Source organism: Bacillus altitudinis 41KF2b (assembly GCF_000691145.1).
Classification (GTDB): Bacteria; Bacillota; Bacilli; order Bacillales; family Bacillaceae; genus Bacillus; species Bacillus altitudinis.
Map to the genome: position 1 here is coordinate 212,342 of NZ_ASJC01000002.1, position 19,309 is coordinate 231,650.

Here is a 19,309-nt window from a genome sequence, read left to right on the forward strand (position 1 = left end):
TTCCTCCCTTTATTTTTTCTTTAAAAAATCTTCCCATTCTTGATCAAATGACGTGTGCATAGATTCTTCCATGTTCGGTGCCGTGTTTGGCTCCATATATGTTGTTCTGCCGGATGATTCCTTTGCAGATTCACCATTGATCATCTTCCAGCCAAAGTAGAGAAGTACTCCAGCAAATGCGATTCCGAGTAAAAATGGCAGCGACTGTGCGACGAGCAATACACCGATAATAGTGAGTATGACCCCTGTTGTTTTACTGCCTTTATCATATTTTTTGACACCTACATAAATGAGCCAGGCCCCAATCAAAGTCGGGATCAGCCCGCCCAATGAACCACCAAAGAAGATGGATAAACCGATAAACATCAGGATTGAACCGATGATGGTTTTACTTGTGATTTTCATCTTCATGCCTCCTTTCTTGCTCCTTGCTTTCACTATAGTCAAAAAAGGAAGCTGGCAAAACGTGTCGTAGATTGATCTTTGGTTGCGACCAGAGTCGTAACATGGCTCAGACTGAGCGGTTGAATCTATAGAAAAAGCACTCTTCGACTAGAAGAGTGCTCAGATTATTGACAAAGGGCTAAAATGAACTTTATTTTAGCTCTTTGTCTTCTTTTCAGTGTGATAGAAAACCTTTGCAGTCTAGGAAGAACAGTTACTTTTGCGGAGCGAATTGGACATTCGTGAGCACCGGCACGCAGGACTGACAAAGAATGCGAGGGTTTGCCTACACGCTGAACACTCTTCGACTAGAAGAGTGCTTTTCCTCATTTAGAACGAAACACGTCTGCACTTCGTTCATATTCAACATCCGCTTCACCGAGCCGATGATTCACAATACGGGCGACAGCAAATAAATAGTCGGATAGACGGTTCACATATGTGAGCGTAACTGCTGGAATTTCCTCCTGCTTTGCGAGTGTCACAATATGCCGCTCGGCTCTCCTGACGACTGTTCGCGCTACATGTAAGAGGGCAGCACCTTCCTGGCCGCCAGGTAAAATAAATTTAGTCAGCGGTGCGGCTTCTTCTACATACACGTCCATTCGCTTTTCAAGGACTGTGACAGATTCTTCTTTTAACTTGCCTTCTTTCGGAGGTTTCACCGCTGCCAAATCACCGCCGCAGTCAAACAGCTCATGCTGAATGACCATCAGCTCAGATAGAATATCTTGAAACAATTCGCCATGCTGCCTTAAGTTTGCATGGGCTAGTCCAATCAAACTATTCGCCTCATCTAATGTACCGTACGCTTCTACTCTTGCGTCATCTTTATCAGCCCGCCCGCCAATCAAGCCTGTTTGACCTTCATCTCCGGTTTTTGTATAAAGTTTCATTGAGGTTCCCCCTTATCCATTGCTTGTTCCTTTTAGTATACCCTGAAGTGGAAAAGATGTATTTGTTTTATTATGAAACACTTCTATTCAAAATCTCTTCATTTCCACTTTATATGTTGAATGATGAAACATCACATTTTATAATAAATGAAAGCGCTTTTTAATCATGACAGATGGGTGGGATGATAGATGACTTTACAAAACAAAGTAGCAATCATTACAGGTGCAAGCAGAGGGATTGGCCGCGCCATTGCGGAGGCATTTGTCTCTGAAGGAGCTAAAGTGGTGCTGAACGGAACGAATGAAGTGCTATTGCAAGACGTTTGCTCCTCTCTGAATAAAGAAGAGACCCGCGCTGTTTCTGTCGCTGGTGATGCTAGTTTACCAGCGACAGCTGTCTCCCTCGTTGAGAAGGCAAAAAACCATTTCGGACAGATTGATATATTGGTCAACAATGCTGGGATCAATTTGCGGAAATCAACAGTCGATACATCTGTTGATGAATGGAAAAGACTAATTGATATTAATTTGACGGGTACGTTTCTCATGTGTCAAGCAGTCATTCCTGACATGATCAAACAGCAAGGCGGGAAGATTGTCAACATGAGTTCAACTACTGGCAAAACCCCTCATCACAATGCATCACCCGCTTACGGCGTTTCAAAGGCAGGTATCAATTACTTAACGATGCATCTTGCCAAAGAATTAGCAGCACATCACATTCATGTAAATGCTGTCTGTCCTGGGCCAATTGAGACAGACATGAGCAAACAGTGGAGTGATGAATACCGTAGATCTGTTTTAGAAAGAATTCCTCTGAAAACAATTGGAACACCGCAGCAAGTCGCAAACGCCGTTACCTTTTTAGCCTCTGATCAGTCAGATTTCATCACAGGAGAAACCATCAATATGAATGGCGGAACGTATATGAACTAAAGAAAGAGCCTCCATTGGAAGGCTCTTTCTCTTTTACTATCGGTTCTCTCTCGTACCAGAAAGCATGATTGCCTGCCGAATGGCTTCTTCCATACTCGCAGAATCAGCCTTTCCTGTTCCTGCAATATCAAATGCCGTCCCATGATCGACACTTGTACGGATTATAGGCAATCCAACTGTAATGTTCACGCCTGATTCTAAGCCAAGCACCTTGATTGGTCCATGCCCTTGATCATGATACATCGCCACAACGATATCAAAGTCGCCTCTTGTCGCCCTAAAGAACAGTGTATCAGCTGGTAGCGGGCCAAATACTTGAACCCCTTCATCCTGTGCTCGTTCTACTGCTGGAATGATCTTCTCCTCTTCTTCTCCGTTTCCAAACAGACCATTCTCCCCGGCATGCGGATTAATCCCGCACACAGCAATTCTAGGTGCAGGGATACCAGACCGAACGAGGGTATCATGAGCCAGTTTAATCGTTGTGTATACACGCTCAGGATTGATTTTTAAGATGGCATCCATTAATCCGATATGTGTCGTCACATGCACCACTTTTAAATTAGGAGCTGCCAGCATCATGGCATAATCGTCCGTACCTGTCAGGTCAGCTAAAATTTCTGTATGCCCTGGATACATATGACCAGCCTTATGAAGTGCTTCCTTGTTTAACGGTGCTGTACAAATGCCGTCAATTCTACGGTCATTCGCAAGTGTAATGGCTTTTTCAAGATATCGAAAAGCGGCATTCCCTGCTTCTTTTGAAATCTCTCCTACTGGAATATCACTTGTTAATAGATGAAGATCAAGACAAGGAACGGCACCAGCTTTTACTTGTTCCGCTTCCTCCGGTTCTTTAATACTGACAATCTCCACATCTGTATTCACAAAATCTTTCGCCCTATTTAATATATGGGTGTCTCCAATGACAAATAGTACGGCTTCTTCATGTAAACGGCTTTGCTGGAAGGCTTTTAAAATAATTTCAGGACCAACCCCAGAAGCATCTCCCATCGTTACAGCAATGATTGGTTTTGCCATTCGTCTACCCCCTCTATGTTTTTCAACACTTCAACCGCATGGAGCACAGAATCTTTTTGACCATATGCCCCTGCTTTTGTGACCGCATATACACTCGTATCAACGAGCCGCCCAAGCGGGATGCCGGGTTCAATTTCTTTCAACAGCTGAATCCCGCCTGCTCCAAGCTCATGGCATATCGCACGCGCCGTATCTCCACCAGTTAAAAAAAGGCGTTTCACCCCTGTTAATTCAACAATGTCTTTTGTGATCTTACCAAGACAGACAGATAAGGTACTTCCTACTTCTTGTCTTGTCATGCCATTCGCTTCACCGTATGCCAACATCTGTTCAACCATTTCTGGCCTTGCGTCTGTATAAAGGAGAATATCTTCATCCTGACGAATGAGCAGCTGATCCATGACTGATTTCCTTTCCCATGCTTCACGGCCGTTTAATACATTCAACGGGTTCACTTTCACCTCGAGACAATCGTGCTTTTCTCTTAAAAAAGCAAACTGCTCATTTGTTTTTTGAGAAGCACTTCCTGAAACGATGAGAACAGATTCATGCTTTTTTGCATGAGAAAGATTGCGGTGTTTCGCAACATAGGATGATAATGCGCCAGCGAGTCCAGCTGACCCAACCCAAAGCACTCTTTGATTGATCTTCATAAACAAATCAACGATCTGTGTTAAATCATTGTTCGTTTCTGCATCACACACAAACCATTGATGACCATGTTTTAATAAAGATGAAACGTCATGACTCGTTTCGTTTAGCTCTGAATAGACCGCCTGCTGCGAAAGATGTTTTGGCTTGATGTTTGTCTGCTCTTCAATTAAGTCTGAAATACTGGATGTCAGGACAGGCGTTTTTGGGTCCTTCGCTGCTTCTGATAGATGAACAGGCACACCCTCCACATAATGAATGCCATAGGCCGTAGATCTATTCGCATCGGGGTAAGCGGGGGCAATGACTGCCGCATCAAACCGGCCAAGATCCATTAGTGCCTGAAGCTCTATTCCTATATTTCCTCTTAACGTTGAATCTATTTTTTTAAAGAAAAGGTGTGAATCTCCTTGTAGAAACGGCTGAACCATTTGACTGACCTCATTATACGCTCTTTCAGAAGACATACTTCGCGAGTCTGTATCGACAATCAGTACATCTTCCTCCTTGTACCGGCTCATATCCTCAAATGACGGCTGGAACAGCACAGAGGCTTTTAAACCGGCCTTCACAAATTGAACACCTGTATCACTTGCGCCTGTTAAATCATCAGCCACAATGATCACCTTTTGCTCTAAGTTCGCTCCTTTTTTTAATAGATCGTTTGTCATTTAGACACCTCGGTCTCATTGCATATTATTCCTTTAACTTTCTCCACAGCGTCGTGCGGTTAATATTCAGCCGCTTTGCTGCTTTTGATTGATTCATATTTTCTTCTTCCAGTACCGTCCGAATGATTCGTCTTTCAATCTCGTCAAGCGTGCCATGTAAATAGCTGGACAGCTGTTTTTCTTCATTCTCAGAAGCAAGTTGCTCAATTGCCGGCTTTGCTTTACTCAACGTGATATATCCACTTTTTGTTGTCAGCACCAGTTCCTCCATAATCCGCTTGAACTGCCGGACATTTTCTCTAAATCGCTCGTTTTGAAAGGCGGCAATCACATCTGCTGACAGCCCAACAACCTGCGTCCCATAAAGAGAATTTAATTCAGCTATAAATAACCGGCTCATATCCTCAATATCTTCTGCCCGTTCAGATAACGGCGGGACATGAATGACGAGCTCCTGCAAACACGTATATAGGTCTTCATGAAACGCCCCAGATTGCATCAATTTGAACAAATCAACCGTAGATGCAGCCATCCAGCGAATGTTCTGCTGATGATGAATAAGCTGCTCGGCCATAATGGGCTGCATAGCCATTGGGACACGATCAATATCCTTCAGAAAGATCGTCCCTTTTTGATGCACCGGAATTATGTTTACATCATCTAATTCAGTCAAACGGCTGCAATGCACCGTCATAAAGCTCTCATTTTTCCTCTCGCTCATTTGGTGAATAGCAAAAGCAAGGCTTGATTTACCAGTTCCTTGTTCACCATAGAGACAAATCGATCGATCTGTTTGGCTGAACGCCTTTGCCCTTTTAATCACATCTTTCATATTTGAACTCTGCTCAGTAAAAAGAGCAAATGGATGTGCTGAATGAACAGGTGCAGCCAGCGTCCATATAGACTGCCCCTCCCTATTAATCACAGCAGAAGGCTTCTCAATCGTCAAAAGTAGCTCACCTTTAGATAATAAGCTTCCTTTGACATGCCACACTTGCTGCTGAAAGGAGATTTGAGAATATCCATTTTGTTTTCCTTCTCGAACTGCTTTTACTGCTGGTTCAAGCGCCGGGCACCAATCCATCACATCAACATGAGACGTAAACGGTGCAAATAACCCTTTTTCTGTCCATTCTTTCATTTGCTGATTGATAAAATAAAGCTGATTGTGCTGATCAATGATCAGCATCCCTTTTGACTCTTGGTCAATCATTTCACGAAAGAGGCGCTGCTCAGCTGTCGCCTCTTTATATAAACGGTACATTTGTTTTGCTTGATGAAACGCTTCTTTGACAGATTCACGTCCTGAGGTAATGAGCATGCTTTGCATCCCCAACTCCTTGGCCGCTTTATCTGTAACCACATCACCCAGTACAACCTGTGTCCCTTGCTCCTGTAACTGCTGTAAAAAATCCCACACTTCTTCCTCTTGCTGTATCGTATAAATATCAATTTTGATCCCGTATAACTCTCCGATGGTGCGTACACCTTGTGTAATATTTTCAAATCCAACTACTGCTTTTTTCCCTTGGTAATCTTTAATCAGCGTCAGGGCACGAAGCAAGTCGTAGCCTGACACAGGGATATCCACCACTGGAATGTTGACGTGTTTTTGAATAAGCGCAGCTGTCCCCCCGCGGCTCATAATAATATCCATTCCTTGAGCCTCGGCCTGTTCTGCCAGTGCAACACCAGACCTAAGATCTCCGACTTCAAGCTGGAATGTGATGCTTTTTTCGTCTTTGGCAAGGTCGATTAATACATCGCCTAATCCTTTATACGGCGCAATACCTAATACTTTTATATTCATGAAAAGGACCCCCATTTTTTATCTCTTCATCGTGAGACATACGTTGAGGGAGTCCAAATGTTAGCAAATTGAGACAACCCTCCAAACATCAATTATAAATGAAGAAAATGAGGGTTACAATTCACGGAAACACTGATCCCTTGCGGTTAAGACGTATGATGCATCCATTCTTCTTTCACACACACATACTTGATGGCTTGCCGGTAAAAAGTAAACGCAATGTGCAGGCTCCCATCTTTTCCTTCTATGATGGATGGATAGGAATATTCTCGATTCAATTTGTCCTTTGAGTTGTTTGTCATGGCATATCCATCGCCAATTTCAAGGTTACGTCTGACGGGCCATGTCGCACCATCATCCGTCGAGATGGCAAGTGTCATTGGCGCACGAGGTGTTCCCCAAAAGGCTGGACGTGCCTCTGTATCAATGGCCGTGCGTGTATCGCCTTCATCCTCAATCTCATCATATAAGGACGCCCTTCTTTCTGTTTGATCATCCGCATTGATATGGTTATACACGAGGGCAAGATGACCATTATGGAGCACCGTAAATTGAATGGATGAGTTATTGTTTGGTAGCTCTGTTGCTTTTGGCTCAGACCATGTCCGTCCATGATCCACTGAACGGCTCATATAAATCGAATCAGCAAACCGGCTTCTAAAGAGGGCAAGCAGGGAACCATCCACACATTTTCCGATATTCATATGAACACAGCCAGTACTGTTGGGCACAGTGACCTCTTCCCAGGTCTTCCCTTGATCTGAGGAAATCTTCACAGCACTGACATCACGGTTTCCTGTCCATTTTACGCCAGGAATCGTTTTACAATAGAACACCGGAAGGAGCCAATCATCATTATCCAATATAACAATAGGCTGTCGTATAAACGTCCCCGGCTGATCAAATAAAGTACCAATCTCTCCCCAAGTCTCTCCTCTATCCTCCGATAAACGATATCTCACAAGAGCTGTATCTTGATTGCCAGAAAGTTGTGCTGTATAAAGCAGCCACAGCCTGCCATCTTTCTCTTGAAAAAGAACTGGATTTTGTTCAGATCTTGTAGAATCATCAGACAGCTTCACAGCCTTCGTCCATTGATTACTTCCTTGCTTGAGCCTTGACATATAGATAGAGATATCAGGAATTCCTTCTTGCGTACCGCCAAACCATACACACAGCAAATCTCCATTATCCAGTTCGATGAGATTAGCCGCATGGTTTTGCACGCAATCTGTTGGTAAAAAGGCTTCTTTTCTAGCTGCGTCTTGTTCATTTTGTCGCAATTTTCCATCTATTTTGATCATGATGTCTTCATTTGTCATCATAATTCTCCTTTCAGTGATTGATCCTTTTTAGCTGGCGGGCTGATCCATCGATCCATCACCAGAACTAGGAAAGGAATGATAATGGCCACATACATATTATCGATTCCAAATGGATTATCGAGTAAATACCACACCGTCGTGGCGATGCCTGAAGCGGCAAGACCAATGGTTGCTCCTCTATTTGAATTAAAGTATGGCAAGTAAAAGCCCATTGCTGCTACAACTGCAATCGATGTTCGAAGTGCTCGTGTAAAAAAGGAAAGTGACAGCAACTCTGGTGCAAGCGCGACCCCCACAAGCGGCACAATCCCAACCATGACAGCTACATACCGAGTCACCTTCATACGCTGCTCTGGTGATGGTTTCTTTTTCGGTACATAAAAGTCATCAATAATCAACGTGGTTGTAGCAAGTGCAACCGTCGAGACACCAACAAAAATGGATGCGACAAGCGATGTTGCCACAATAGCGCTCAAAATCGGATTCATATGCTGTAAAAAGACAGGGAAAGCATAAATAGGATCAATGTCTGGATACAAATAACGGGCTGCGACACCGATGATCCCGATCGCAATGGCAAGCGGCAAACAAAGGAGTGCTGCATACAGGGTCGATTTTTTCGCTTCTCGTTCACTTTTCGACGAGGTGATCGCTTGAATGATAAACTGCGTCGCAAAAATGGCCCCCATGTTTCCTATAAACCAGGCTCCAATCGTTCCCCAACCGATGGTCCCATCCCATGTAAAGAAATGGTCGGGTAATGTTTGTTTCATTGGCTCAAAGCCTTTTGTTAAATAAAGGGCTACCCCTAGTGTAATTAAAATCCCCGCATACTTCACAATTGAATGAAGGATCGTGACCCATGCAACCCCCTTCATTCCTCCGAAAGTAAAATAAAATGTACTCACAACCGCCGTGATGATGGCACAGGTCATTAAAGGAAGGCCAAGAATGGATGCAATGGCAGCTGAACCACTTAAATAGTTTCCTAGATTCACTAAGAGCAGGGCTGCAATCATAATGACAGAGACAACAAGCTTTGTTGATTTCCCAAATTTTTGATCAATAATACCTGAAATCGTGTATTGTCCTGTTCGATAAAACTTTCCCACTAAGAAAAAGGAAAAAATAAAAAAGGCAATAGCAACTGTGATAACAGACCATGAAGCGGAAAGCCCGTGTGTAAAAGCAGATTCAGCTGTTCCGACAGTTGACTTCGTCCCAATGAATTCACTCATTAACAAAATACCGACCACAATAGCTGGAAGTGACTTAGCGGCATTGTTAAATTCTGAGTTAGACTTACTGCGAAAACGCATCGTCAGCCAGGTCGTAAACAGAATATAGAGAATAATGACGATTAAAATAAATGTGATGACAGAACTGCTTAAGACATTCACTTAAAATCCCCCTTTGTGTGCAAGCCGTATGAAGCAACTTCTCATGTCCCATCCCAGTGACGTATGAAGTGTTAAACGTGGAGCAGTTTCATGTAGACCTGTTCAATATCAGAGACAGACATCGGCTTCGGGTTGTTATCCATTAATCTCTTCACCTCTGAAGCAGCTTCAGCAAGTGCCGGCACATCTTCTTTTGACACGCCGAAGGCTTTGAGTTGTTGAGGAATGTGTAAATCCGCTGTCCACTCTTCAACTTGACGAATCACTTGCTCTGCAAGCGTATGCTTTGAGCCTTTCTCTTCGATCCCTATCACTCTAGCAATATCTTCAAGACGATCTTTGATATGGTCTGCATTAAACGCCGTGACATGAGGAAGCAGCATGGAATTAGCGACACCGTGTGAAATTTTGAATTTCCCCCCTAACGGATAAGCCATTGCATGAACAGCAGCGGTTCCGGCACTTGTGAGCGCCATCCCGCCATACATGGCACCAACCAGCATATCTTCCCTTGCTGTCATATTATCCCCGTGATGATAGGCCTCCTGAATACTTCCTGAAATGAGCCTCATCGATTCGAGTGCAAACATATCACTAAATGGATTGGCTTTATTTGAAATATACGATTCAAGCGCATGCGTAAACGCATCCATCCCTGTAGCTGCGGTAATGGCTTTTGGCAATTTGAGTGTCAGTGCGGGATCTAAGATCACAAGATCAGGCAAAAGGTATGGGCTGACCATGCCAATTTTTAATTCTTTTTCCGGAAAGGTAACAATCGCGTTTGGTGTCACTTCTGATCCCGTACCTGAGGTTGTTGGAATGAGAATCGTTGGAACTCCTCTTTTTTTAACAAGGTTCGTGCCAACGAGATCATAAATTGGCTGATCATTCGTCTTTAGAACAGCTAATATTTTGGCCGCATCCAGCACACTCCCGCCACCAATCCCAATAATGGCTTCATGCTCCCCTTTTAAAAATGTCTGGAATACGTCCTCGATATTTTCTTCCGTTGGTTCAGGCTTAATCTCTGTGCTGATCTCACTCGCAATCCCTTTTTTCGCAAGTTCTGTTTTGATTTGATCTGCGTAACCAAGAGATACGATGGATGGCTGCGTTAAAATAAAGATCGATCTCAACTTACTAAGTCCTAATAGCTCTAGTTTCTCCCCAAGGAGCTCTAGAGAGTGGGCGCCAGAAACAATGTGTGATGCCGTTTGAAAGTGATAATGTGATATGGTCATCTCTTCACGACTCCTTTGCTGCTTTTGCTTGTATCCGATAATTCTCCATCATGTTCATCACAGCTTCTAAAGCCTCGCCGGATAATGCTTTGACCGGGCTTTTTGGCGGACCTACAGGAATCCCTGAAAGTTCAGCTGCTTTTTTCAAAGGTGCTGGTAACGTTCCTAATGTGAATGTCGCTCTTAACGGCTGCAGCTGCTGCTGACATTGCTCACTTTGGTCAAGATTTCCTTGCTGAAACGATTCATAAATGCCAACGACGGTTTTGGGAAGCACATTTGCCGTTGCCGCCACTGCACCTGTTCCGCCTAACTTCAATGTCTCTAAAATGAGGGAATCCGTTCCTGCAAGCACCACAAACTCTTCATCCTTTGTGACATCGAGATACGCTTTGATATTGGCAATATCTCCACTACTGTCTTTAATACCTAACACATTCGGTAGGACGCTGAGCCTTGCAACCGTCTCTGGCGCAAGTGACACACCTGTTCTTGATGGAATGTTATAAAGTAAAATAGGGATGGTCACATTCTCTGAAATATGACGAAAATGCTCATACAGTTCCTCTTGTGATGGCGCAACAAAATAAGGGGTGATAACCGACAAGACATCTACGCCTAAATCTGCGAACTTGTTTGACAGCTTAATGGTTGCCTTAGTGCTATTCTCACCTGCTCCCATGTATACAGGCACCCTGCCGCCCGCAGCCTTTACAACAGTTTCAGCAATTTGAAGCTTTTCTTCCTCTGAAAACAAATGAAATTCGCCGTTTGTCCCTAAAGCAAAGATGCCGTGCACACCTGAGTCGATTAAATGATCAATAAGTTGCTTTGTCACTTCTGGATGAAAATGCTCTTCTTCTGTAAGCGGTGTCAAAATAGCTGGAATGATTCCTTGAATGTTCAAATGATCCTCCCCTTCCGGTTGTTGCATTTTTAAACAATTAATTATTAAAACGCTTTCATGATTCTTATTATAAAAGCAATATGATTTATTTAGCAACATATTTTTCGTTTTTTTCAAATATTCAGTGGATGACATAAGTAGATGTTGATGTTTTCAACAAAAAAAGTGAACCAGCCGGTTCACTTTTTCATAGCATTCAATGTATGAAGAAGATGCTTCACTTTCAGTCTGACTCTTTCATGTAAATGAGCAGTATGCTCCTTTTCTTCTGCATTGGCAGCAGCGATACAAAGATGATGTACCTGGATACTTGTCTCTTGTTTAATGAAGTGCATCAGCTCGCCCATTAGCTGGACAGACGCACCATCTGATATCGTTCCTTTCAACACAAGCCAAACGGACAGCTCTCCTTCTTGATGCATCCCATAAAGAAGGACATCTTCATCATCATCTTCAGCGGCGTATTGCTTCGGCCCATCAGATTGACCAAGAAATAAGTACCCTTCCTCATCATCCAGCATGTCTTGGAGTGCTTCAGTTCCCGTTCCAAGGGACCGTGTCCAAAAGAAACCCCCGCTTTTCTCATGTGATGAAAGGATGCGCAATGGCTGATGAGTAGAAAATGTCATTCCGTTTGCGCCATATGTTTTCCACCCATCCGCTAAGTTCAGCCTTGAATGTTCAGAGATGGACGCAGGTTCAATTACCAGCTGAGGGTTGGCCCGCAGTGGATGTTGGAGAGGTGTTACATCTGTTTCATACACCCGGTTCACCCGTTCGGTGGTCAACACATGATGCGGTTCTCCCAGCATGTCCGTCTTTCCTTCATTCAGCAAAAGCAGACGGTCACAATACAAACTGGCAATGTTCACATCATGAAACACACCGATCACCGTTAAGTTAGAGGAAACCGTCTCTTGTTTAATCAAATCGAGTAACTCTTTTTGATAAGCTAAATCAAGAAAACTCGTTGGTTCATCCAGCAATAAATAGTCAGGGCACTGAGCCAGCGCTTGAGCTAAGTAAACCCGCTGCTGTTCTCCACCGCTTAACTCATGAATGGATTGATCTTTAAATTGAGCAATATCTGTTTGGTCCATCACCTTGCTGACAATCTCGATATCTCCTTTTGTAACAGATTGTAGCCACCCTTTCTGATAGGGATAACGCCCAAACTGGACCGTTTCTTCCACTGTAAATGAAAAGGCTTGATCGGTCTTCTGGGGGAGAACCGCCAATTTTTGCGCAAGTGCCTTTGGCCGGTAGGATTGAACTGGATGACCACTTAGTGTTACTTGGCCGCTCTCAGGTGCTAAAATACCTGCGATCATTTTAAGTAGCGTCGTCTTACCGCTCCCATTCGGACCAAGGATGCCGAGGAATTCCCCTCGCTCCACTTCAAAACTCACGCCGTGAATGACCTCTTTTTCACCATATCCTCCTCTAACTTCCTTCACTTGAATCATAGATGCGTCCCTCCTCTATATCTGCGGATGAGGATGATGCCAAAAACAGGAGCACCAATTAACGCTGTAATGATGCCAATAGGCAATTCAGTCGGTTCAATGATCGTACGAGAGAGCACATCTGCTAAAACGAGAAAGGAAGCACCATTCAGCATCGACAAAGGCAGCAAATGACGATGATCCGTAATGGATAAAAGACGGATAAAATGCGGAATCACCAGTCCTACAAATCCGATCGTTCCTGACACAGCCACCGCACTTCCAGTCAGAATCGAACCAGCAAGCAACACCACATATTTGCTCCGTTTCACATGAACCCCTAACAGTTTTGCCTTTTCTTCGCCATATGTCATCACATTTAAATCTCTTCCCATCAAGATCAGTGCAAATGTACCAATGAGGAAAAAAGGAAGGAAAAGAGCAATATATCGCCAGCCTCTCATAGACACACTGCCTAGAAGCCAATGAATAATCTCTTTTAAATCATCACCTGTTAACGCAATCATTAATGAAATGAGCGCTCCCAAAAAAGAGCTGAAGATGACCCCCGTCAAAATTAAAGAAGAAATGCTCATTCCTCGGTGAACCAGACGGGCAAAAAAGAGGACGAGACATAGTGTGACAAGCGCTGTTGTCATACTCAAAAAAGGCAGTGTAAAACTGCCGAGCAAAGGAAACTGCAAACTGAAAAACAATGTGGCTACAGCCCCCACAGATGCCCCTTGAGATACCCCAAGTGTATAAGGGTCAGCGAGAGGATTTTTTAATAAACCTTGAAAGGCTGCACCAGATAACGCCAGAGCTGCTCCGACTAACGCCGCTAATATCACTCTCGGCAGCCGGATATTCATCATAATATTGCGGTCAATTGCATCAATGGTTCCGGCCTGAATTCCAAATACTTCATGAACAAAGATCCGAAGTATAGAAGGAATGGGAATCCCTAAACTGCCAAATGAGATTCCCATTCCAATGCTCACCACAAGAAGTAAAACACTTGCTGTGTATGCGATGATGATTTTATTTGAACGTGTCAGGATAGATACTTTTCGCAAGAGCCTCCACTCCTTCAACCAATCGCGGTCCCGGTCGTGATGCCAGATCCGTATTCAATTGAAAGACTTGTTTTTCTTTGACTGCTTTGATCGCCTTCCAGCCGTCTCTTTTTTTCAGATCAGCTAAGCTTGCGCCATCAATCGTAACAATAGCATCAGGATTTCGTTTAATAATTGATTCTTCCGTCATTTGCACCCAGCCTGTTTGGTCGCCAGCAGCATTTTTTGCATGAATGACAGACAACATTTCGTCCATAAACGTTTGTTTACCTGTTGTATAAATTTCAGGCGCACCTGATACTTCGACAAAAACTGTTTTTTGTTTGTCTTTGGAGATGGATTCTGCTTGTTTTTTGATGTCATTCAGTTTTGATTTCATCTCATCTACAAGCTTCGTTGATGCCTCTTTTACGCCGGTTGCTTCACCAATCATATGGATAGACTTATAAACATCTTTGAAGGAAGCCGCATCATTGACAGTCAGCACTTGAATACCTGCATCTTCAAGCTGTTTAAATCCGTCTTTTGAGCTCATTTGTGATGCATGTGCTAAGACAAGATCAGGTTTTAAGGAAATAACCTTCTCTACATTGAAATCAAGACCGCCAATCTTCTCCACCTTTTCTACTTCCTTTGGATAGTTGTCAAAGTCTGATCGACCAACGATTTTATCTCCAAGACCAAGGGCATAGGCAACCTCTGTATTACTTGGAATTAACGAAACAATTCGTTTAGGCTGTTCTTTGATTTCAACTGTTTTACCAGCTGCATCTTTGATGGATACAGGAAATGCCGCAGCCGCTGTCTCTTTAGGCTTTGAACTGTTTGTTTTTTGGTCCGTTTCCGCACCTGCACACCCTGCTAAAACACCGATCACAAGTAACAATGATAGCAAAATACCAGTTAACTTCTTCATCAATAAACCCCCTGCTTTATGTACTGCTTGACGTCATCTCTTTCGTCAATTCTTTTCTAATTTCGGGAATATTATACTACAGTGCAGATAGGTTGTATATGTGATTCCGAATACGTCTTGTCTGTCCTTATAAAAGAAAAACAGCCTTTGACGTGGCTGTTTTCACTTCCGCTATTGGTTGATATGTTCACCATTAATGACAACTTTCTGAAATGAAGGAGATACTGCATGTTCCAATGAAAGAGGGTACGTGACATCGTCAATGACACAGTCTTTCATTTTAAAGTGTGTGACCGGGGAATGTGAGTATGCGGCGATCTTCACGCCATATCGCCCTCCGCTACTTTTTAACCCTTCTACTTCAATATGACGGACTACAGGTCTATGCGGACCGGCATCCCCTTCCTCATACATCATGTCGATACAGACCACCTCATGCTTTAAGCTTTTCACTAGATTGTTTTTAAAATAGATGTGTTCAATGGTACCGCCCCTGACAGAGTTGGTCTTAATGCGCAATGCCCTGTCGAGGTTCGGACTGTCCATGACATTATCCTCTGCATATACATACTTGACGCCTCCAGAGATTTCACTCCCGATCGTTACTCCGCCATGACCATCACGCATCGTATTTCTACGAATGACGATGTTTTCAGATGGAGCACCGATTCTCCGGCCGTCCTCATTTCTGCCCGATTTAATGGCAATACAATCATCGCCATTATCAAAATAACAATCTTCAATGAGCACATGTCGGCACGACTCTGGATTCACACCATCTGTATTTGGGCCATGACCGATGATATTCACCCCACGGACGATGACGTTTTCACTTAACACCGGATGGACTTGCCACATCGGTGAATCCTTTACTGTTACTCCTTCAATGAGAATGTTTTGGCAATTGTATGGCTGGATAAAGCTTGATCTTAAATAATGTCCTTCGCCAAACACCCTTTCTTCCACTGGTATTCTTTTTTCAGCCATTTCAAAAAGAAGCTGTCGATCCCGATCTTGAGAGGGTTGACCATTTGTTCCATACTTCCAAGGCCACCAGTGGTGTTCATCCCCTCTCCCGTCCAGCGTGCCTGCTCCTGTAATCGCGATGTTTTCTGCATGATGGGCATAAATAAGTGGTGAATAATTATAAAGCTCAATTCCTTCATATCTTGTTAGAACAAGCGGAAGATAATCACGTGTATCTTGGCTGAAGGCCACATAGGCGTTTTCATGAAGATGAAGCTCTACATTGCTTTTCAATTCTAGAGCGCCTGTCAAAAATGTCCCTTCAGGAATCAGCACACGCCCTCCTTTCAAACGATGTGCATCATCGATGGCAGACTGAATAGCATTTGTCGAAAGCTCTATCCCTTTGTTATCTGCACCATAATGAATGACATTGAATTCACGATCTGGGAACTTTGGCGCTTTTATTTGCTTTAACACCTGATCTATGCCATTTGTTTCCTTGTCTTTTTTCCCTTGCTTTGCTAAACGTGCGAGTCCAATTCCTGTTAGTACTGTTCCTGCTGTCACATACATCAAATTCCGTTTTTTAGACATTTTCTCATCCCCCAGACGCCTTAAAGTGTCACACCTGTTTTAAAAATGGCCAGCTCTCTAAAATTGTTTTTTTCATGATTTAACAGCTTTCCACTCGCCACATCAATCAACGTGGCAATGAATTTCTCTAGCACCACATCTTCTGGTACATCTTCAAGCAATTCCCCCGCATTAAAGTCGATCCAATGTTTTTTTGTTTCATATAAAGCGGTATTGGTCGATACCTTCATCGTTGGAACAAATGTGCCAAACGGTGTGCCTCTGCCTGTTGTAAAGAGGACGAGCTGACAGCCAGACGCTGCGAGAGCAGATGAAGCAACCAAATCATTCCCAGGCGCACTTAATAAATTCAATCCTTTTCGTTTTAGCAGCTCCCCGTATGTTAAAACATCCTTTATAACGGAAGTACCCGCTTTTTGTGTGCAGCCGAGAGATTTATCTTCTAATGTCGAAATTCCTCCTGCTTTATTTCCCGGGGAAGGATTTTCATATACTGGCTGTCGATGATCCATAAAGTATTGTTTAAAATCATTGATCATCTGCACAATATTGTCGAATGTCGCTTTTGATTCCGCTCTCTCCATTAAGATCGTTTCAGCCCCGAACATTTCCGGTACTTCTGTTAAGACGGTGGTTCCGCCTTGAGCCACAATAAAATCGGACAGTCTACCTAAAAGTGGATTTGCGGTAATGCCTGAAAACCCATCTGATCCTCCGCATTTCAAGCCAATTTTCAGCTCAGATAACGGAATGTCTTCACGCTGATCTTCTTTCGCTGCGTCATAAATTTCCTTGAGCAAAGCGACACCTGTCTCAATCTCATCCCCTACTTCTTGGCTTCTTAAAAATTTCACCCTCGTCTGGTCATACTCCCCTAATGTAGCCTGAAAATCCTCAATGTCATTGTTTTCACAGCCAAGCCCTAGAACGAGAACCCCTCCAGCATTTGGGTGCTTTACGGCATTTTGAAGAATGGTTTTTGTGTTTTCATGATCATCCCCAAGTTGGGAGCATCCATAATTGTGCTTTAATACTAACGCCGTTTCAAAAGGATGGATGCTTCCCCCCATTTCAGCAGTAAATATTTGAATGATTTGATCGGCAATGCCATTGACACACCCAACTGTTGGGACAATCCAAAGCTCATTTCGTATACCACTTGCGCCATTTTTTCGTTTATACCCTTTGAATGTCAGATTCGTTTTTTCATAGGGGTTTTCTGTTAAAGAAGGTCGGTATTCGTAATCGAGCTTACCTGATAGATTCGTTTTGATATTGTGCGTATGCACCCATTCTCCAGCAGAAATCTTAGTGGCTGCATGACCAATGGGGTAGCCATATTTGATGATATTCTCTTTTTCTTTGATCTCAGCCAATGCAAATTTATGACCTTTAGCAACGGTTTCTTTTAAAATGATTGTATGACCTTGGTGCTGAAGCTCTTCGCCTTGCTCAAGCACTTTTAAAGCGATACCAACATTATCTGAAGGATGAATCACAACAAAGTCTCTCATGCCTTCTCCCCCTGACTTTCATATTGAAGTATTTGGTGAACAGCAGCTCTCATGCCATTTTCATGTATGCAGGTGAGCTGCTCGGCTACTGCATCCTTCAGCCCTGCGATCCTCGTCAAATCCATCCCCCATAAAACTTCGTTTGAAAGAAGTTGATCGACCATTAATTCATAGGAATGGTCCACTTCCTCCCATGCTCCCTTCATGAATGCCATCACAGACTCATCATCCTTTATTTGATCTGCATGGACTTGATAAAAATAAATCAAACTGCTCAGTGAGAACATAAGCTTCGTAGGCAACTGTTTTTTTAGCTCTATATAATCTAGAAGAGACGGGAGAATACGCGCCCGAAATTTAGATACACCATTTAAGGCAATATCGAGTAATTGATGTTTGACAAAAGGGTTGCAGAATCGATCCCAAACGGATTGTGTATAAATAAGTAGCTCTTCTTCAGGAAGTGGCAAACTTGGCAACACTTCCTTCTCAAGCATGCGGCGAATGAACACACCAACATGCTCATCATCCACCGCTTTTTTGACAGTGTCCAAGCCACATGCATATGCAATCGGCACCATCGCTGTATGTGCACCGTTTAAAATGCGAACCTTGCTCATACGATAGGGAGCGATATCTTCCACAAAAAGTACGTTTAACCCTGCTTCTTGAAAAGGAAGCTCTTTTTGAACAAACGAAGGTGCTTCAATGACAAACAGGTGATAATATTCTGCCGTGACAAGCAATTCATCGATATACCCCTCTTCTTTTTGAACAGTCTCCGCTGCTTTCCGAGAAAATCCTGGGACAATCCGATCAACTAACGTATTACAGAACGTGTTGGCTTCCTTGACCCAAGCCACAAAATCAGGCGGAAGATTCCACTCAGCTGCCATTGTGATCACATATTCTCTTAATCGATCACCGTTTTGTTCAATCAATTCACAAGGTAAAATGATCAAGCCCTTTTTCTCATCTCCAGAAAAAGCTTTGAAGCGGTGATACAAGAAGGCTGTCAGCTTTCCTGGAAAACTTGCTTGCGGCCGATCTTCTAATCGGTCCTCTTTTCTTAACACAAGTCCTGCCTCTGTTGTATTAGAAAAGACAAAGCGCACATTAGGACTTTCCGCTACATGTAAAAAGGCTTCATAATCTGTATATGTGCTGATTCCCCTGCTGATGGATTGAATGACGATCCGTTCGTTCATTTCTTTTTGGTCATGAAACCCTTGAATACATAAAGTGTATAAACCGTCTTGTTCATTTAGAGCGGTCACTGATCCTTTTCGAGGAGGAACAACCACTGCTCTTCCTTTAAAATCTGTACAGTCGTTTAGCTTCTGGATCTGCCAATTCATAAATCCTCGCATAAAGTTCCCTTCGCCAATTTGTAGAATGGTTTCAGGATATTCAGCCACTGGGTACACATCTTTGGATAATCGTCTCAAACGCTTTTCCTCCCCGCATTTT

16 protein-coding genes are annotated in these 19,309 nt (G+C 43.3%); 1 reads left to right on the forward strand and 15 read right to left on the reverse strand.

Annotated elements, in window-relative coordinates:
* Nucleotides 1–9: 9 nt before the first annotated feature.
* On the reverse strand, nt 10–405 hold the full coding sequence (locus tag BA79_RS05090) for a hypothetical protein (protein ID WP_035701334.1): 396 nt from the start codon (nt 403–405) through the stop codon (nt 10–12).
* Nucleotides 406–770: 365 nt separating this feature from the next.
* Nucleotides 771–1,340 (reverse strand): cob(I)yrinic acid a,c-diamide adenosyltransferase, encoded by a 570-nt coding sequence (locus BA79_RS05095; RefSeq protein ID WP_035701336.1) that lies wholly within the window; start codon nt 1,338–1,340, stop codon nt 771–773.
* A 189-nt stretch (nt 1,341–1,529) separates the two neighbouring features.
* On the opposite strand from BA79_RS05095, the gene BA79_RS05100 reads away from it, so the two are divergent.
* Nucleotides 1,530–2,276, forward strand: coding sequence for an SDR family NAD(P)-dependent oxidoreductase (locus BA79_RS05100; protein ID WP_035701338.1), 747 nt, complete (start codon nt 1,530–1,532; stop codon nt 2,274–2,276).
* Between the two features lie 36 nt (nt 2,277–2,312).
* Here BA79_RS05100 and pdxA read toward each other — a convergent pair whose 3' ends face one another.
* From pdxA to BA79_RS05165, 13 genes are all read right to left on the reverse strand, one after another.
* Nucleotides 2,313–3,317, reverse strand: a complete 1,005-nt coding sequence (gene pdxA, locus BA79_RS05105; RefSeq protein ID WP_019743886.1) for a 4-hydroxythreonine-4-phosphate dehydrogenase PdxA — start codon at nt 3,315–3,317, stop codon at nt 2,313–2,315.
* Entirely contained in the window at nt 3,293–4,639 is a 1,347-nt protein-coding gene (locus BA79_RS05110; RefSeq protein WP_035701340.1) for a four-carbon acid sugar kinase family protein, read from the reverse strand. The genes pdxA and BA79_RS05110 overlap by 25 nt, the downstream gene beginning before the upstream one ends.
* A gap of 25 nt (nt 4,640–4,664) precedes the next feature.
* Entirely contained in the window at nt 4,665–6,449 is a 1,785-nt protein-coding gene (locus tag BA79_RS05115; RefSeq protein ID WP_211251385.1) for a sigma-54-dependent Fis family transcriptional regulator, read from the reverse strand.
* 146 nt (nt 6,450–6,595) lie between these two features.
* The gene (locus BA79_RS05120; protein WP_035701348.1) at nt 6,596–7,771 is read right to left on the reverse strand and encodes a sialidase family protein; all 1,176 of its coding nucleotides are present in this window, start codon (nt 7,769–7,771) and stop codon (nt 6,596–6,598) included.
* Complete coding sequence (locus BA79_RS05125) at nt 7,771–9,174, reverse strand: sodium:solute symporter family protein (protein ID WP_025207958.1); 1,404 nt, start codon at nt 9,172–9,174, stop codon at nt 7,771–7,773. Before BA79_RS05125 ends, BA79_RS05120 begins: the two co-directional genes overlap by 1 nt.
* A 71-nt stretch (nt 9,175–9,245) precedes the next feature.
* Nucleotides 9,246–10,418, reverse strand: a complete 1,173-nt coding sequence (locus tag BA79_RS05130) for an iron-containing alcohol dehydrogenase (RefSeq protein ID WP_035701349.1) — start codon at nt 10,416–10,418, stop codon at nt 9,246–9,248.
* A 4-nt stretch (nt 10,419–10,422) separates the two neighbouring features.
* Complete coding sequence (dapA, locus tag BA79_RS05135) at nt 10,423–11,325, reverse strand: 4-hydroxy-tetrahydrodipicolinate synthase (protein ID WP_035701352.1); 903 nt, start codon at nt 11,323–11,325, stop codon at nt 10,423–10,425.
* Between the two features lie 179 nt (nt 11,326–11,504).
* On the reverse strand, nt 11,505–12,791 hold the full coding sequence (locus BA79_RS05140) for a heme ABC transporter ATP-binding protein (RefSeq protein ID WP_035701354.1): 1,287 nt from the start codon (nt 12,789–12,791) through the stop codon (nt 11,505–11,507).
* Nucleotides 12,788–13,846, reverse strand: a complete 1,059-nt coding sequence (locus tag BA79_RS05145; protein WP_046527683.1) for a FecCD family ABC transporter permease — start codon at nt 13,844–13,846, stop codon at nt 12,788–12,790. Before BA79_RS05145 ends, BA79_RS05140 begins: the two co-directional genes overlap by 4 nt.
* Nucleotides 13,812–14,762 (reverse strand): ABC transporter substrate-binding protein, encoded by a 951-nt coding sequence (locus BA79_RS05150; RefSeq protein WP_035701356.1) that lies wholly within the window; start codon nt 14,760–14,762, stop codon nt 13,812–13,814. The genes BA79_RS05145 and BA79_RS05150 overlap by 35 nt, the downstream gene beginning before the upstream one ends.
* Before the next feature lie 171 nt (nt 14,763–14,933).
* Nucleotides 14,934–16,325 (reverse strand): glycoside hydrolase family 28 protein, encoded by a 1,392-nt coding sequence (locus BA79_RS05155; protein WP_017359256.1) that lies wholly within the window; start codon nt 16,323–16,325, stop codon nt 14,934–14,936.
* A 20-nt stretch (nt 16,326–16,345) separates the two neighbouring features.
* Nucleotides 16,346–17,839 (reverse strand): UxaA family hydrolase, encoded by a 1,494-nt coding sequence (locus BA79_RS05160; RefSeq protein ID WP_035701358.1) that lies wholly within the window; start codon nt 17,837–17,839, stop codon nt 16,346–16,348.
* Nucleotides 17,836–19,287, reverse strand: a complete 1,452-nt coding sequence (locus BA79_RS05165; RefSeq protein ID WP_035701361.1) for a tagaturonate reductase — start codon at nt 19,285–19,287, stop codon at nt 17,836–17,838. Before BA79_RS05165 ends, BA79_RS05160 begins: the two co-directional genes overlap by 4 nt.
* Nucleotides 19,288–19,309 lie beyond the last annotated feature (22 nt).

What these genes read in the sequence shown, in the direction of transcription:
- BA79_RS05090 (WP_035701334.1), bottom strand. Translation starts at nt 405, where the DNA reads ATGAAAATCACAAGTAAAACCATCATCGGTTCAATCCTGATGTTTATC.
- BA79_RS05095 (WP_035701336.1), bottom strand. Translation starts at nt 1,340, where the DNA reads ATGAAACTTTATACAAAAACCGGAGATGAAGGTCAAACAGGCTTGATT.
- BA79_RS05100 (WP_035701338.1), top strand. Translation starts at nt 1,530, where the DNA reads ATGACTTTACAAAACAAAGTAGCAATCATTACAGGTGCAAGCAGAGGG.
- pdxA (WP_019743886.1), bottom strand. Translation starts at nt 3,317, where the DNA reads ATGGCAAAACCAATCATTGCTGTAACGATGGGAGATGCTTCTGGGGTT.
- BA79_RS05110 (WP_035701340.1), bottom strand. Translation starts at nt 4,639, where the DNA reads ATGACAAACGATCTATTAAAAAAAGGAGCGAACTTAGAGCAAAAGGTG.
- BA79_RS05115 (WP_211251385.1), bottom strand. Translation starts at nt 6,449, where the DNA reads ATGAATATAAAAGTATTAGGTATTGCGCCGTATAAAGGATTAGGCGAT.
- BA79_RS05120 (WP_035701348.1), bottom strand. Translation starts at nt 7,771, where the DNA reads ATGACAAATGAAGACATCATGATCAAAATAGATGGAAAATTGCGACAA.
- BA79_RS05130 (WP_035701349.1), bottom strand. Translation starts at nt 10,418, where the DNA reads ATGACCATATCACATTATCACTTTCAAACGGCATCACACATTGTTTCT.
- BA79_RS05140 (WP_035701354.1), bottom strand. Translation starts at nt 12,791, where the DNA reads ATGATTCAAGTGAAGGAAGTTAGAGGAGGATATGGTGAAAAAGAGGTC.
- BA79_RS05150 (WP_035701356.1), bottom strand. Translation starts at nt 14,762, where the DNA reads ATGAAGAAGTTAACTGGTATTTTGCTATCATTGTTACTTGTGATCGGT.
- BA79_RS05155 (WP_017359256.1), bottom strand. Translation starts at nt 16,325, where the DNA reads ATGTCTAAAAAACGGAATTTGATGTATGTGACAGCAGGAACAGTACTA.
- BA79_RS05160 (WP_035701358.1), bottom strand. Translation starts at nt 17,839, where the DNA reads ATGAGAGACTTTGTTGTGATTCATCCTTCAGATAATGTTGGTATCGCT.